We start from the raw sequence: 17837 nt of genomic DNA on the forward strand, positions 1-17837 counted from the left end.
GGCGGCAAATGAAAAAAATCTTAATAAGTATATTATTACTAATTCTAACAATAGGAGCAGTTAGTGCAGCTGATGAAAACATCACATCAGATAATCTGACTGTCAGCAAAGATTTGCAAATCGAATCTTCTACAGATGAAATTTTAAGTGAAAATGAAGAGGGAACATTTCAGGAATTATCCGATTTAATTAAAAACACTCCTGATGCAGGAACTTTAAAATTAGATAAAAATTATGCAAATTCAAAATCCGGCGGAGAAATTACCATATCAAAATCAATAACCATTGATGGGGATGGGCATATATTAGATTCTAATTCTGCTTCAAGAATATTTAAGGTACAAACACCAGATACAGTAATTTTAAAAAACATAATCTTTAAAAATGGAAATTCAAAAAATGGCGGTGCAATAGCTTTAGATTATGAGAGCAATATTTATTCATCCACCTATGTAGACAACTGTACTTTTATAAATTGTCAAGCAGATGAAAGCGGAGCAATTTATTTTGAAAGAGGTTATATGTACTCCGACGGAGGCCATGGCGTTAAATATGGAGTGTGTAACTCAAAGATTATAAACTGCAATTTCATAAACTGTACAGCCAAAAACAACGGAGGTGCAATGTGTTTTTATGACTATACAAAAAATGGAATTATTGACAGCTGTAATTTCATAAACTGTACAGCCAAAAACAACGGAGGAGCAGTTTACTTTTATCCGTACATGTCAGAAGATATTGACATGGATTTTACATATTATTATTTTAACTCACAGGGAGTCATTAATAATTGTAGTTTTTTAAATTGCAATGCCAAAAAGGGGGGTGCAATTTACATCGGCAGAGATTACATCACATCAGATTTTGAATTTCTTAGATATTTCGGTGCTGAAATCAACAGTACCGTCAGTAACTGTGATTTTATGAACTGTTATTCAAATCTGGGAGGATCAATATACTGGGACAGCATACAGGGAAAAATCGAAAATTCCAAATTCACATCATCACGTGCGAAAAACGGAGGAGCAGTATATGCCTGTGAAAATATTGATTTAGGAATAGCTAACTCCACCTTCATAAACAATACGGCCACTGAATTTGGAAGTGCAGTTTACGGAGGTTTGATTTCAAATTGCAGTTTTAATGGAAATACTGATCCTGAAATATATAATCTGTACAATTTGACTTTAGACATCTACAAAAACCAGAAAATATCCAACTGCATAATTGGAATAACTCTTCCAAGAGATACTATAGGAAACTTTTCTCTTTATGTACTGGACGGTGAAGAATACAAATTTGCAGATAGCGTAAACATTACAGGAAGCACTGCAGAAATTAATTTCAAATCACCAAAAGTAGGAGACATTAAGATAAAAACTATCACTAATACAAATTACGGAGTTTTTGAATCCTACGAGCAAATTAGCCTAACATCCATAGAATTTGAAGAATCCTATGACGGAAGATATTATTTGAATTCAATCTACACTGTAAAAACCCTGCTTCCTGAAGATGCCAAAGGCAATTTTTCATTGTATGTAAATAATGAGCTATACGAATGTGTTAACTTGACATACGGCGGCGCAGAAATACGCTTCATAACACTAAAAGAAGGCAAATACTGCCTTGAAGCAGTCTGCAACAGCAATTACGGATTGGAAAATGCAAGTAATGAAATCAGGTTTGAAGACGGAAGAGATTTGTATATAAGAGTTGAAGTCATGTTCTACAATGAAGCTAAAAAACTCGAAGTGGACGTTCTTGGTATCAATTCAAAACCAGTTGCAAAAAACACTCCAATTACTGTAAAAATTGGTTCTACCACAATTAAAGCAAAAACAGATGCATATGGTACTGCAAAAGTAAATATTCCTAAATTAAAACCTGGAAAATACACAATTACAGCCAGATATGGAAATGTAAAAGTGACCGATAAATTAATTGTTAATCATATTGTAACACTTAAAAGCGTTAAATTCAAAAAATCCGCAAAAAAACTTACCCTGCAGGCAACTTTAAAAAATTCAAAAGCAATTAAAGGAAAGACAGTGACTTTTAAATTCAACGGCAAAATATACAAAGCAAAAACAAACTCAAAAGGAATAGCAAAAGTCACCATCAAATCCAATGTCTTAAAAAAACTCAAGGCAGGTAAAAAAGTAACATATCAGGCAACATACCTAAAAGACACAGTTAAAAAAACTGATAAAGTTCAAAAATAATGGGATTAACATCTCCACCATTATTTTTTAAATAAAAGGTAAAATTATGAAAAAAAAGATTTTAATAATATCCCTGCTGCTTATTTTAACAATAGGTGCTGTCTGGGCAGGTGATGATATAACTTCTGATGAACTGACAGTTAGTGCAGATGCAAGTATCTGCATAGTTAATGAATCCAATGAAATCTTAACAGAAAATCATAGCGCAACATTCACAGACTTATCAGAACTTATTAAAAACACACAAGAAAATGATACTTTAGAATTGGATGAAGATTATGTAAATGAAGGAGAAATTTCAAAAGAAGGAATATGCATCTCAAAAGCCATGACCATTGACGGAAAGGGACACACATTAAATGCAAACAAAGTATCCAGAATATTTGATATCCACTCATCAGACGTGATTTTGAAAAATATTGTTTTTAAAAATGGACAATATCTCTATCCTGAAAAGGACTATTACAGCTGGGATGAAGGAGGTGCAATTTATTTTAATTATGATGTGAAAAACTGTACCATCAACAATTGCAGCTTTATTGACTGTGTTAGTGAAAGTGGAACAATTCATTTCAGTTACGAATCATGCGATAATATCATAAACAACTGCAGCTTCATAAATTGCCTGGCAAAATACAGAGGAAGTGCAGTTTCCAGCAATGGAGATAACAACTACATTAATAACACCAGCTTTATAAAATGTTCAAAAAATGGAGAAAGTGTAATTTCCTATGATGATTGCAGCAAGTGTATTGTTAATAACAGCCGCTTTATAGACTCAAAAGGAATAGGAATTGAATATTTATACTGCAGCAATTGTTTTACTAACAATTGTACATTTATAAATTGCAGAAATAGTGCAATTTACTTTTCTAGGGGTTATTCAATAAGTGACGGAGGATATGGTTATTATAAAGGATGTTATAACTGTACAGTGAATAAATGCAGTTTTACAAATTGCTATTCAGGTGATGACGGAGGAGCCATCATATTTTACGACAGCAATGAAAATGGAATCATCGAAAACTGTATTTTTACTAACTGTCAGGCAAAAAATGGCGGTGCAATATACTTTTATGATTATTATGAATCTAAATGGTGCAGCTATTTTTCCTTTGAAAAAGCAATAATTAGAAATTGCAGTTTTATAAACTGTAAGGCCAACTATGGAGGTTCAGTTTATGTGGGTGACGATTCATATTACGCCAAAGTGATTGGATGCAGTTTTATAAATTCCAATGCGATTGTTGGAGGAGCCATATATTGGAGCGGTAAAAACGGCAGAATTGAAAATTCAAATTTTACATCATCCCATGCAGTAAATGGCGGCGCAGTATATAGTGATAAAAACATCAATTTAAAAATTATCGAAACCGATTTTAAAAACAATATTGCAGACAAATACGGCAGTGCAGTTTACGGAGCAAGCGTTTCCAAATGTACTTTTAGCAAAAATACCAAACCTGAAATCTACAGCAAATATAGTCCTGCAATTAGTGCAGCGAATACAAAAATTACATATACTGAAATATACTCCATAAAAGTTTACAAAAATACCAAAGTTTCTGCAAAATACACTAAAATCATACTTAAACTAAACGGCAAATCCTTTAAAACAGTATATACCAAAGACAACGGTATTGCAAAGTTTAAAATTGACCAAAAACCTGGAAGATATAAGTTAAGTATAACATCCCTTGGTAAAACAGTGACAAAAACACTAACTGTAAAACACATTGTGATTCTAAAAGCAGTTAAAGTTAAAAAATCAGCCAAAAAAATAACATTGGAGGCAGCATTGGCTAAAGTCAACGGCAAATATCTTAAAAACAAACAGATTACTTTTAAATTCAACGGTAAAACATTCCCGGCAAAAACAAACTCAAAAGGTGTAGCAAAAGTAACCGTGCCCCAATCAGTTCTAAGCAAACTTAAAGTAGGTAAGAAAATAACCTATCAGGCAACATACCTGAAAGACATCGTCAAAAAAACTGTTAAAGTTAGAAAATAAGGACTAAGCATCCTTATTATAAATTTTTTTAGATATGATGCAAATTGCCATCAATCACTTTTCATTATATTGTAATCTACTTATATATGAAAGATAGAAACCGTGAGAAAACATTTTTACTGCTTCTGGATTAACAATAGTTTTCATATTAATAATTGAATAACATTTCTTAAAAGTGAGATTAACTTCCCATACCTTCTTTTTTAAAACTAATAATAAATTATATTTTAATTTCCCATAAATTGTATATACTAATGTATAAAAAATATATTACTATAGGAGATTTTCATATGAAAAAAATATTTTTTTTAAGCATTTTATTAATAATGCTAACGATAGGAGCAGCTTGTGCAACAGATAACACTACATCAAATGAACTAAAAGCAGATAACATTGATGTGCCTATTGCACAAACAATTGAAGACAACAATTCTTTAAACACAAATAACATTCAAGAAGAACCTACTCAAATAACTGAAAACACCCCATCTGGTGAAAAACTTAATGCTAGCTATATGATTTATGTTGATGGCGAATATTTAAGAGGATCACGATTTGAAGGTGAATTCAACATAGAAATGTATGATAGAGAATTTTTAAATGGACAGCTGGAAGTTTATATTGATGATAATTTAAAGTTTAAGACAAACCCTGCAATAGATTATGGTTCAGATACATATTCATGGGAAAGTGCAGACTATAAAAATTCATATTGTCTATGGAACATTTACTTTTTAGACGAATTAGAATTGGAATATGGATTACATAAGGCGGAATTTAAATACAGTGGAGATTCTCTCTTCAATGATTTCGATGAAATAAGATATTTTAACTACACATATATGCGGTTTTATGTCCCTGAAGACGAAAATGAATATGAAAGCACATGTCGCATTTGTGTTGAATCATATGATGCAACTGGAAATTTAAAAATATTGCTTGACAATAAAACAATACACGACGAGAAATTTACTGGTTATGAATATATTGATTTAGAAAATCTGACTTATGGCAACCACGCATACGACATTTACTATACTGGAAAGTATAATTTCGAATCAATCCACAAGCATGGTACATTTAACCGAACTTACAGTTTATATGCATATCTTAGTGACGATGAGGGAAAACTCCCAATAGATGAAAACATAATAAACATTGAATTGCCAGAAGATGCAAAATCCAACATAACAGTCATTGTAAACAATAAAACCTACATGACCCCCACAAAAAACGGTAAAGCAAGCGTAACTATAACCAATTTTAATATAGGACAAAACTACATTTACATTACCTATAAAGACGACAAGTATTATGAAAAGACAATTATCAAAAACATTACCGTCATACCTGCATTGCATTTTACATATGCAGATTCTGATAAATATCAAAGCGATGCAAATGTGGAATTAATAATGTCTGAAAATGCTAAAGGAACTTTAAAAGTTAAAGTAGACGAAGACTACTTTACTTCCGATTTGTCAAATGGCAAAGCATCAGTTCCTTTGAATATGGTCATGAATGGAACACATGATTTTGAAATAACCTATGTCGGAGACTACGGCGAATACTTCAAAAATGAAACATATGAAAACATTAGCATAATCAATGTGACAAAAAAGGATTGGGATATGGAATTCAGTTTTTATCTGGATACAACTCTCAGTGAACCTTATTTATACATAATTGTCACAACCCCTTACGAATTTGGAGTAACAGAAACATATTACATTGACGGGGAAAAATGTGCACAATACACACATTATGATTATGCATATTACGACTGGGAGTCACGGGAAGAAGCATACAAAAATTTAGGAGATTATTACTCCAAATTAGCTAATGGGACACATACATTAACAGTTAGACATTCTGGAAATGATGACTACATTGCAAAAAGTAAAACAGTGACATTTTCAAAACCATTTGATGGAAAAATTCATTCAGGAGCCAATATAGCACTTGACGATGATATGGTAAGACTTGAACTGCCTGAAGGTGAAAGCGGAATTCTAACAGTAAAAATCAATAACACTACAAAGAAAGTAAATATTGCAAATAAAACTTCTTTTTCATATCCATTAAATTTGAAGGAGGGAGTATGGAATATTAATGTAACATACCAAGGAAAAAATATAAGCAAAACAAAAGTATTTAAACTTGATAATTTACCATACTTTGACATAACATGCGAGGAATACTTCTATAAGGATACAACAAAAGCGGCTTATATTGAATATAATGAAGATTCTTTTTTAAAGCATGTAAATGTATTAATAGATAACAAAAAATACACAGGATCTTTGAAATACGGAAAAATTGATTTAAGCAAATTGGCTGCAGGCAAACATAGCATACGTGTTGATTACAAAAACAGCGAGAATAAAGTACTAAAATCAATCAAGAAAACATTCACTATTCTCAGCTATTCCTATCCGAAAATAGAGTTAAAAGATACTAATTCACAAGAACTCAACAGTAATTTGAATAGCTATCCTCCCACCATCACTCTAAGTGATGATACAACATTGATTATGGACATAAATTTAAATGGCAACGTTAAAGGAACCGTAACAGTTTATAAAACATTGGTCGATTTCTATGGAAGATATGGTGATGAGCTTGACGAAACCATTATTGGAACATATAAAAGTTTTAGTTTAAGCAAAGGCAAAGCGCAAATAAGCATTCCTACAAAAATTCTTAATAAAACCTACAGCATTAAATTAGCTATAAAAATTAACGGTGGAAATACCATTTATAAAAGTTTCAAAACCTACTGGTCTCCAAAAGTAGTACATCCAACAAAAATGATCTATGGCGATAAGAAAACCTTGACAATATACACCCCAGGATATGACAATAAGGTTATCGGAATGTTTGGTAAGTTCAAACCTATTTATTCAAAAATAATCAACGGAACCGCAAAATTCTCACTATCCACACTGCCTGTAAGAAATGGAGTTCCAGTCACATTCATATATACCCAAGATGAATATGACGAAGACCTAGGTTACTACAATTCTATTTTAGATACTTATAATCTAAAATTAAACATACAAGACACTGCAAGTGAAAAAATAAATATGTACTACAATGACGGAACAGCATATAGCTTAAAAGTAGCTAAAATTTATGGAAAAGAAGTTAAAAAAGGCCAAACAGTAACTTTCAAAATAGGCAAAAACAAATTTAAGGTAAAAACAGATAAAAATGGAGTTGCAAAGCTTAAAATATCAGATAAGGTCACACCCGGAAAATACACTCTGATTGCAACTTATAAAAATGCTAAAATCTCCAAAAAGTTAACCGTTAAACAGGTGCTGACTGTTAAATCTGTTAAAGTTAAAAAGTCTGCTAAAAAATTAGTCCTCCAGGCAACCCTTAAAAGCAAAAAAGTATTGAAAGGAAAAACACTAACTTTCAAATTCAACGAAAAAACATACAAAACTAAAACAAACTCTAAAGGAATAGCCAAAGTAACCATCAACAAATCTGTTTTAAGCAAACTCAAAGTCGGCAAAAAAATAACCTACCAGGCAACATACCTGAAAGACACCATTAAAAAAACAGTTAAAGTTTTAAAATAAGGATTCACCGCCCTTATTTACCTTTCTTTTTTAAAACCATCAACAAATTTTAGTATGCCTAAATATTTTTGAACAATTTATTTATACTCCGCCCAACAAATTAAAAAATATATAAAAAAGAGAGTTGAGAGTTATATGAATTTTAAGGCTAATGAAGATTTTTTAGGGAAATTGATGTATGTCCTTGCATTCATAGTTCTGGGATATACATTATATGTAGCGGTCAGATACCCCTTCCTGACCGTTGACGGCTGGTTTACGAAAGGTTTGCTGAGTCTGCCGATTACACAGCAAATTTCAATCACTGCAATTGACGTGCATCCGCCGCTGTACTATCTGATTTTGAATGCTGTTGTAAGCGTGCTGGGCGTGTTTAATGCTGATTTGATTTTGTCAATGAAAATAGCTTCCATAATCCCATATGTGATTATTTTCATTTTATGTCTTACAAAACTAAGAAAGGATTACGGAACACTGGCTGGAGGACTTGCTGCATTTTCACTTCTGACAATGAGTGCATACTTCAACCACTATCTCACAGCAAGAATGTACAGCTGGGCAATACTGTTTATCTTTGCGGCATTTCTTTATGTCAAACCAATTCTGGAGGAAAATGACCTCAAATCATGGATTATAGTTTCAGTCTTTGCAGTTCTTGGCGCGTATACACACTACTTTGCTGCAGTCGCATTTGTTGCACTTTATTTCCTGCTTTTCGTTTATGTGATAATCAGAAACAGGGATGCAATTAAAAACTGGTTTATTTCAGTAATAATTGGCATAATACTATACGCTCCATGGGCACTGACACTCCTAAGGCAAATGAGAAGTGTCAAAAGCGGCTACTGGATTGAACCTGCCAGCCTGAAACTGGTTGTGGACTGTTTTGGAAGCTACATTACATTTTATCCTTCACTTGCAGTTTCAATTGCAGGGTCAGTTCTGCTATTAGCATTTACCATATTGATTCTTAAAGATTACCTTAAAAATATGGACGTTGAAAATGAATATTATCTGATTGGAATTCTGGCATTTGCCCTTACAATCATTGCCGGAGCCGTCGCATCATTTGTATACAAGCCTATCATGATTGTAAGATATGTCATGCCGGCATCAGCAATGGTGTGGATTGTAATAAGCATATACATATCAAAATTAAATGTTAAAAAGCTTACAATCATACTTACAGTACTGGTTCTTATTGTCGGAGCTGCAAACATTGCATATCAAATGCAGGAAGTTCATGAGCTCCACGACACCATGGTCAAGGATCTGGAATATCTTGAAAGCATAAACAACAACAATTCAATCATTGTCTATGACGGTATGCAGAAGTACATGAGATTCCATGACAATCTTGACAATGCAACATATTACGTCAACTATGAACTGAATAATGAAACACATGATGAAGCCTATGTAAAAACACTTGGACTTAACGACACCCTCTTTAAAGTTCCTAAGGATTTAGACAAACACCCCGGAAAAACATTATATCTTATAAGGGACCATAGAGGAACCGTAGACCATGTTGACGGATACAAAATGAAAACAGACAACAAAATCCACAACTGTAAGTTCATAAAAATAACAAAAAATAATTAAAATAAGGATTAACATCCTTTATTTTTTCTTTTTAAACCATCTCCAAAAATTAAATTTTATTTATTTTCGTTTTTAATCTCCATTACACGTTCCAGAGGCACGTCATAATCACGTGAAATCTCACGGGGCGAATATTTCTCAAGAAGTTTTAAAATGAATTTACGTTCGGTATCACTGCGCCCTTCCTCAAGACCACTAGCATGACCAATCTCCTTACCTTCCTCAAGACCACTAGCATGACCAATCTCCTTACCTTCCTCAAGACCATTAGCATGACCAATCTCCTTACCTTCCTCAAGACCTTCCTTTAAACCATTTTCATGAGATCTGAACAATTCCCCTTCAATACGGATTGTTTTCATCACTTTACGAACCATTTCATCTGTTTCCATTGCAGACATATTCAATCCTCCAATTACTTTTTTAATATTTTCATCACTTTTGACAAATTTCCCTGCCCACAGCATCAGACATTTCCTTAGAATACCCAATAGCCTCTCATCAACAATAATATCATTATATATTTCAACCAAATCCACAATAATATTCTCTATTGCATCATCGCTTCTGAACTTTGGCATCCATATTAAATCACATACATCAAAGACATTCAACTGTTCCTGATTTGATATTTTGTGTTTGATATTATTAAGTTTTACTGAAAGTTCAATTTCTTGAGTGTTAATCCAAATCGGATTATAGAATGATGTGGGATTAGCATATTCAACTGTGAAATTTGGTATTCTGCCAGTATTAAAAATATATGGATGTACAATCCTATTTGAAGCACTATGAAGAAGAGTCAAATATCCGAAATCTCTTGCAAGCAGAGGTTTTGTAATATAAGAATGATGTTCAATGTTAACCAGACTTCCGTCCTTTCTTTTTCTGACAAAATCAACTTCAAGATTGTTATAAGCCTCAGATAAATGTTTTTTAGGAAATCTGCCTTGAATATCATCAATATTTGTTAAATACTGTGGAAATTCATTTATTTCATCCATGCAAATATTGAAAATAGTATCTTCACAGGCCCAAACATCAGGTAAAGAAGTGTCAGTGATTTTTTTACCCATATTTTTCAACTCCTAAAAAATGATTCAAACAATATAATATTTAATTTTAAAGTATTTAAAGCTTTCTTTAAGCATATAACAATATTTACTTCCATATATTAAATATATATTGCAAAATTGAGTTTAGATTAAAAAAATAAAACAATATAAAACATTTTTTTAATTAAAAATTCACACCTAACGAATAAAAAAAATCCGAATTTTAAATAGTGAACTATTTTTAAACTAAATTAAAACAATTTTTAAAATAATATACTAATTTTAAACGCTTATAAAATTTAAAATAGGCAAAATTAAACCTATTTTTAAAAAATAAAGCATGATTTTTGAATTTTTTTATAAAATTATTTATATCATAATCAAAAAAAATTAAATTGTATTCAACTTAAATCTTATTTGGATATATAATATAAAAAATATGTGATATTATGAAATATAAAAAGGTGATGCTCGTAACGTTGATGTTACTTGCAATTCTAACGGTAGGTGCTGTTAGTGCGGCAGACCTAACAGTTAACGAAACACAAGATCCTGTCGGATTGAGTGTTGATGATGAAAGCATCATTGCTGAAGATAACCTCCTTGGTGATGATGATATAAATGAAAAGGAAGACATTAATTTAAGTTCAAACGTGATTCCTGAAAATTATGTAAAAGATTTGGACTACGATAATGATGGTGTTGATTTTCGTATAGCCCCTGAATTTAGCGGCTTCGTAACCGTAACAGCAAATGATACCACCATTTATTCTGAATATTGTTACAATACTGCTTACGGTATTTATTTTAGCAGTTTAGATTACGGAGAGTATAACTGGAAAATTAATATAAATGATGACAGCGGCAGATATAATCCATTTACAATGAACGGAACAATAAACATCGTCCCAGTTTCCATTAAAATTCCAGAACATGTGACTTTTGGAAATCTGGATTACATTTCAGTAATATATTCCCGTTATGCCAGAGGAACAATAACAGTTTTAATTGACGATGAAAAATACTTTGAAGGAGAATTATATGATGGTGAGGATGAAAGCGTGAAACATATTAGTTTAACTGGACTTTCCTTTGATAATCATACATGTAAAGTAATATACTCCGGATACAAAGAATTCAAACCATTAACAGTTAGTCAAACATTTGATGTTGATTATTCCTTAATGTATTATATAACTGAAGATGAAATTCAATATGGAAATAATGCAACATTGGAAATTTACTTGCCGAAAGATGCAAAAGGAAATGTTACAGTTAACGTGAACGGCAAGCAATTCACTGCAAAAGCTGACAAAAAATATCTTAATGGAAACACAATATGTCTTGATTTAGACATATCCAATTTTAACCTGGGCGAAAACAATTTCACCATTACATATAACGGCGATGAAAAATACTATTCAAAAACAGTCAATGCAACAGTGAATACAATTGCAAAAATTCAATACGAACAGAAAATGGCATATTCAGATGCTTGCATTTCATTAAGGCTTCCTGATGATGCAAAAGGTCGTTTAGTTGTAAAAATTGATGATGAAGATTTCGCAAACGTTTTCGGAAAAAATGGAGTGTTTAATATTTCCTTAAGCAATTTGGCTTTGGGAGACTATTCCCTTGAAGCGTCATATGACGGAGAGGATTATGAAGTTGAATCAGTTTCCGACTACATCAAAATCATTCCAAAATTCACATATCCTAAAATAGTCGGATTTTATGAAGGTGCTTTAATTACTGTTGAAGTTCCTGAAGGAATTGAAGGCACATTTAAAATTTATGAATTTGACCCTTATGACTGGGAAATGGAAAGAGTAACAGAAATAAATTCTACAGAAGTAATTGGAGGCAAAGCATCCCTCATTTTAAATAAATTCCACAGAGTATCATATGAATATGACGATGGAAACTTTAACATTTTCAATTTGGAATTTAAAAATGATAAATATGAATATCAACAAAAATATTATCCCTCAATGAGATACTACCCTCGAGACAGTGATTTTAACATTAAAGTACCCTCCACAGTCAAAGCATCCGACTCTTTAAGATGCTATGTTGAAGATAGCTTTGGAAGAACATATGAGGTATATATCGACGGAATTTATCTTAAAAACGTATTCAATAGAATATATGAAGAAGACGACTTTGAGGACGATTACATAACTATTGAATTAAATAACTTAGATTACGGAAAACACAAAATTGAATTCAGATATATAGATGCTGACGGATATTACATTCCAATCAACAAAACATACTATTTCAATATATCATATATCACAATCGACATTCCGCAAGAAATAATATCTGATGAACTTATCAAGGTTGAATTTGATGAAAGCGTAACCGGTACTTTGACATTATACATCAATGGAAGTGAATATGCATCCAAATTTATCAACGGCTCAAAAATTGACGAATATTACTTCTATGTTGATGATTTGGCCTATGGCAGTTATGAGTTTGAAGTTGTCTATTCAGGTGATGCAACCCATGCAAAAGTAACTAAAAAGGCCACAGTTGATGTTACCTACCCAATTGAGATTATGCATTTAGAGAATAACGATCAGGCATTATCTGGTCTTGATTTGGATTTAACCGCTTCATTACCTAGAAACGTTAATGGAACCGTAAGTATTACAGTCAATGGTAAAAAATACAGCGCAAAAGCACGTGACTACACTGAATTTAAGATAAGCAATATCAAATATGGTTTAAATGAAATCATTCTTGCATATGATGGCGATGAAATCTACCCTGCAAAAACCAAGACCTATACGATTTATGGTTATCTTATGCCAATATTGGAAAATGATACTCTGATTTTAAACATGCCTGCTGATGCAACAGGAAATATGGTCGTCAGAATTGACGGAGCGGAATACAAGACAGTACCCGTTACAAACGGCAAGGCAACCTTGAAATTGAATGATTTGGATGTCGGCAGATATTATATTGAAGCAACATATGATAGTGAAGACTACAATGTAAATGGATTTGACGACATGTATAATGCATTCAACATCAGTCTACCGGAATATATCTGGATTGAGGAAGGTGCCATTATAAGGGTCGAACTTCCAAAGGACTGCAATGGAGAATTAATTATAAATGATGTTGTTGAAGAGGAAGATGAGTGGGGAGACTATAGAACTACATATAAAGAAGTCAACAGAACAAATATTACCAATGGAGTTGGAAGTGTCAAATTAACTACTTTTGACGGCATTACTGATGAGGATAATTATGACTGGACGTTTAACTACTACCAAATCGTGATTAACATCGACGGCAAAGATGCAATAAATCTCAATTACAAACCTATCGTGATGAAAGACAACCCTGATTTTGAATTAAAAGTCTATACAGAAGATAACATCCTAAAATATGATGTTTTAACTGTGGATACCAATTTAGATGATGGAATCAACTATATTGAAGTTTATCTTGATGGAGAGTATTACAGAAGATACTCTGAGAATATGTTCTCACTATATGGCAAAGATTTAGATTACGGAAGCCATGTCATTGAGATAAGATGGCCAGGTACTGAATATTACACAAGCAAAACCGGATCCGCATCATTTAATGTAACCTACCTCACTGTGAATGCTCCAAGTGAAGCAGTTATCGGTGAATACTACTGCATTGACGGAAGTTCACTTAGAATAAGTTCAGATGATAATGTAGGAGGATATGTAAGTGTTTATATTGACAATAAACTTGTCCTGATGAAATTAATGGCTCGGGAAGTATATGTTGATTTAAGTAATTTAAGCTATGGAAAACACAGCTACGAAGTACTCTATTCCGGAGACAAAAATCATCACTCAAAAGTTCAAAGCGGTGAATTCAACACAATATACTCAGGAATAGTATACCTTGAAGATTCCTATATAAATGAAGGCGAAAATGCTGAGATAACAGTAGAAATGCTTAAGGATGCAACAGGTAAAATTGAAATAACAATAGCCAATAAAACATACACCAAAGATGTCACAAACGCATCTGCAAAATTCATCATTTCTGATTTAAACGTCGGAAACTATGAAATCACAGCAAAATACCTAGGCGATGAGAAATATCCTGAATACATCATAGACACTGCAGAAGTTACAGTAACACCTGCCAGCGAGCAATACTACTCCATAAATGTTGGCAACACATATCTCAAGTATGGTGAAAACACTACCGTCAGCTTAACATTGCCTGATGATGCAACAGGTACACTTTATGTATATATAGACGATTTACTGTATAAAAAAGCTGATTTGGTAAATGGAAAAGCAGTGATAGTGATTTCCGGCCTAAAATATGGAGAATACCAGCTTGAAGCAAAATATGATAGTGAGGATTATGACTATGATGTATATACAGAATATGAGTCAATATATGTAGAACCAGTAACCGGAGAATACAGCCGTATCAATACATTTAACGACAAAGTTATCATTCCATTGGAATTTGCAGATGACATAAATGGAGATTTGAATGTATACATTAATGACAAACCGATAACCCCACAAAAAATAGTCAACGGCAAAGTCAATGTGGATTTAACCGGCAAACTCGATTTAGGATTCAATATAATGGAATACAAATACAACAATGACAAATACAGCATAGATTCTGAAGCGTATGTATACCTAGTTCCTGAGGTTATAGTTCCTCAAAACATGACAATCGGTGAAGACAAACAGGCACAGTTCATATTCGGTGATGACTACAACGGAAACCTTACAGTATATTATGGACTAGTCAATGCCCGTGAAAGTGAAGAAAGCATAGTTAAAACAAAAGTAATCAATGGAAAAGCAAATATTTCTCTATCAGAACTGCCTCATGGATTAAACTACTTTGGATTCAACTATGTAGACGAGAATTATGATTTTTCCTCATACGGATCCATTTATGAAGGCAAACAAATACGCATCAACGTATTGAACATGCAAAGTGACGTGACTGTATTCAACACAACCGAAAGCACCAAAATCAAGTTTGACGATGATGCAACAGGTTCTGTAATTGTTAAAATCAATGGTAATTATTTCAGTGCAGAATTAGAAAATGGAGAAGCAGTAATTGATGCAGTCGGTGATGAAATAATCATTTCATATTCAGGAGATGAAAAATATGAAGGCTTTGAAGACATGGCCGTAAACTCATCAGGTGCTGAAACCGAATTGATCAATCCTGAAATAACCGTTAATGCAGAGGACATAAATGTCGGAGATATTGCAGTCATAAGCATTCAGGCTAATGAAAACTTCACCGCACCAGTCAATGTAACAGTCAACAATAAAGAATACACTGTTAATGTCATTACCGGTGAAGGAAGTATAAGCATTGAAGATTTAAGTGCAGGAATCTACGACATTAAAGTCATATTCGCAGGAAACGACATATTTAAAAAGGCTCAAAAAACAAGTAAATTTAACGTGAACAAACTAATCCCAACAATAATCATCAAAGCAGATGAAAGTATTGTTGAAGAAAGTGATTTAAGTGTAGAGGTCCTAATTGAAGGTGCAACCGGAAATGTAATCATTAATGATGCGGAAATTGCATTAACAGATGGAAAAGCAACAACAAGCATATCCAACTTAACACTCGGAGAACACACAATCTCCGTCACCTATAAAGGAGATGAAAAATACGAAAATGCAACAAACTTCACAAAAGTTAATATATATGCTAAAGCAAATCCTGAATTAACCGTAAAAGTGTCCGACGTCAATGTTGGTGATGATGCAACAGTTAACATCGAAATCAACAAGGATGCAACCGGAAAAGTTACAGTTGACGGAACAGAAATAAGCATCACTGAAGGAAAAGGAACTTACACAATCACAAAACCAGCTGAAGGAAACCACACAATAACAGTCAAATACGAAGGAGACAAATACTTCACACAAGACGAAAAAACAGCACAATACAAAGTTTCTAAAAAAGAGTTCCCTCCTGAAGAGGACCCTATTGTTCCGCAAAGCGGAAACGAAACAGAAAGTGAAAGTCCGACATACACAATCAACCTTCCAAGTGACGCAACAGGAACTTTCGAAGTAACAATTGCCAATAAAACATACACCCAAGAACTCAAAGACGGTTCTGCAAGTATAACCGTCGACGATATTCTTCCAGGAGACTACACAGCTACAATAAAATATTCCGGTGATGCAAAATACGCACCGATTACAAAAACTGTAAACACAACTGTCAATCTAAGAAATCCTGAACTGAAAGTGAGCGTTGAAGATGTCACTATCGGCGAAGATGCCATAGTAAATGTTGAAATCAACAAGGATGCAACCGGAAAAGTTACAGTTGACGGAACAGAAATTACCATCAGCAACGGAAAAGGAACATTTACAATCACAAAACCGGCTGAAGGAGACCACACAATAACAGTCAAATACGAAGGAGATGCATACTTCACACAAGCCGAAAAAACAGCACAATACAAAGTAAGCCAAAAACAAATAACTCCAGAAGTAGATCCGTTTGCACCATCTGCAGATGAAAACAAAACTTCTGAAAGCACTCCTACATTCACAATAAACATGCCTAGTGATGCAACAGGTACTTTAACTGTAACTATCGGCGATAAAACATATACAAAAGAACTCAAAGACGGTTCTGCAAGTATAACAGTCGACGATATCCCGGCAGGAGACTACACTGCAACAATTAGCTATTCAGGTGATGCAAAATACGCACCGATTACAAAAACCGTGAATGGAACTGTTAAAGTAGACCCAGTTATTGTTGTAAAAGCCACATCCGTACAGTATAATGCTGGAAAATACTTCCAGGCAACTGTTTATGGAACAGATGGCAAATTAGCTGTAAACACACCCGTAACATTTGTTGTTGATAAAAAAACATTTAAAACAGTAAATACAGACACAAACGGTATTGCCAAATTCAAAGTAACTCAAATACCAAAAACATACACTGTGACAGCAAAGGCATTAGATAAATCCGCTTCTGCCAAACTAACTGTAAAACACATTGTAACACTTAAATCAGTAACCGTTAAAAAATCAGCTAAAAAACTTGTATTGCAAGCTAACTTAGCAAAAGTTAACGGAAAATACCTTGCCAAAAAGAAAGTTACTTTCAAATTCAACGGCAAAACCTATAAAAAAGTAACCGATAAAAAAGGAGTTGCAAAAATAAGCATAACAAAAACCGTGCTGAATAAACTCAAAGTAGGTAAAAAAATAACCTACCAGGCAACTTACTTGAAAGATACTGTTAAGAAAACTGTAAAAGTTAAAAAATAAGTGATTAATTCACTTATTTTCTTTTTTTATTTTTTACGACATTGCTG

6 protein-coding genes are annotated in these 17837 nt (G+C 33.0%); 5 read left to right on the forward strand and 1 reads right to left on the reverse strand.

Features of this window, described 5'->3' with window-relative positions; all coding sequences use genetic code 11:
* Positions 1–8 precede the first annotated feature (8 nt).
* The 4 genes from QZU75_RS06525 to QZU75_RS06540 all read left to right on the forward strand — a co-directional run bounded on the left by QZU75_RS06525 (position 9) and on the right by QZU75_RS06540 (position 9431).
* Positions 9–2225 carry a hypothetical protein gene (locus tag QZU75_RS06525; RefSeq protein ID WP_296882436.1) on the forward strand — a complete coding sequence of 739 codons (2217 nt, stop codon included), beginning with the start codon at positions 9–11 and terminating at the stop codon, positions 2223–2225.
* A 46-nt stretch (positions 2226–2271) separates the two neighbouring features.
* Positions 2272–4236 carry a right-handed parallel beta-helix repeat-containing protein gene (locus QZU75_RS06530; RefSeq protein WP_296882437.1) on the forward strand — a complete coding sequence of 655 codons (1965 nt, stop codon included), beginning with the start codon at positions 2272–2274 and terminating at the stop codon, positions 4234–4236.
* A 290-nt stretch (positions 4237–4526) separates the two neighbouring features.
* Complete coding sequence (locus QZU75_RS06535; RefSeq protein WP_296882439.1) at positions 4527–7826, forward strand: hypothetical protein; 3300 nt, start codon at positions 4527–4529, stop codon at positions 7824–7826.
* Positions 7827–7961: 135 nt separating this feature from the next.
* Positions 7962–9431 carry a glycosyltransferase family 39 protein gene (locus QZU75_RS06540; protein ID WP_296882440.1) on the forward strand — a complete coding sequence of 490 codons (1470 nt, stop codon included), beginning with the start codon at positions 7962–7964 and terminating at the stop codon, positions 9429–9431.
* 56 nt (positions 9432–9487) lie between these two features.
* Here the strand turns inward: QZU75_RS06540 and QZU75_RS06545 are convergent, their stop codons facing one another.
* Positions 9488–10507 carry a hypothetical protein gene (locus QZU75_RS06545; RefSeq protein ID WP_296882442.1) on the reverse strand — a complete coding sequence of 340 codons (1020 nt, stop codon included), beginning with the start codon at positions 10505–10507 and terminating at the stop codon, positions 9488–9490.
* A 428-nt stretch (positions 10508–10935) separates the two neighbouring features.
* Here QZU75_RS06545 and QZU75_RS06550 point away from each other — a divergent pair, with 428 nt between their 5' ends.
* A complete protein-coding gene (locus QZU75_RS06550) occupies positions 10936–17790 on the forward strand; it encodes an Ig-like domain repeat protein (RefSeq protein WP_296882443.1) in 6855 nt (2284 codons plus the stop codon).
* Positions 17791–17837: the final 47 nt, after the last annotated feature.

Source organism: uncultured Methanobrevibacter sp. (genome assembly GCF_902764455.1).
GTDB lineage: Archaea > Methanobacteriota > Methanobacteria > Methanobacteriales > Methanobacteriaceae > Methanocatella.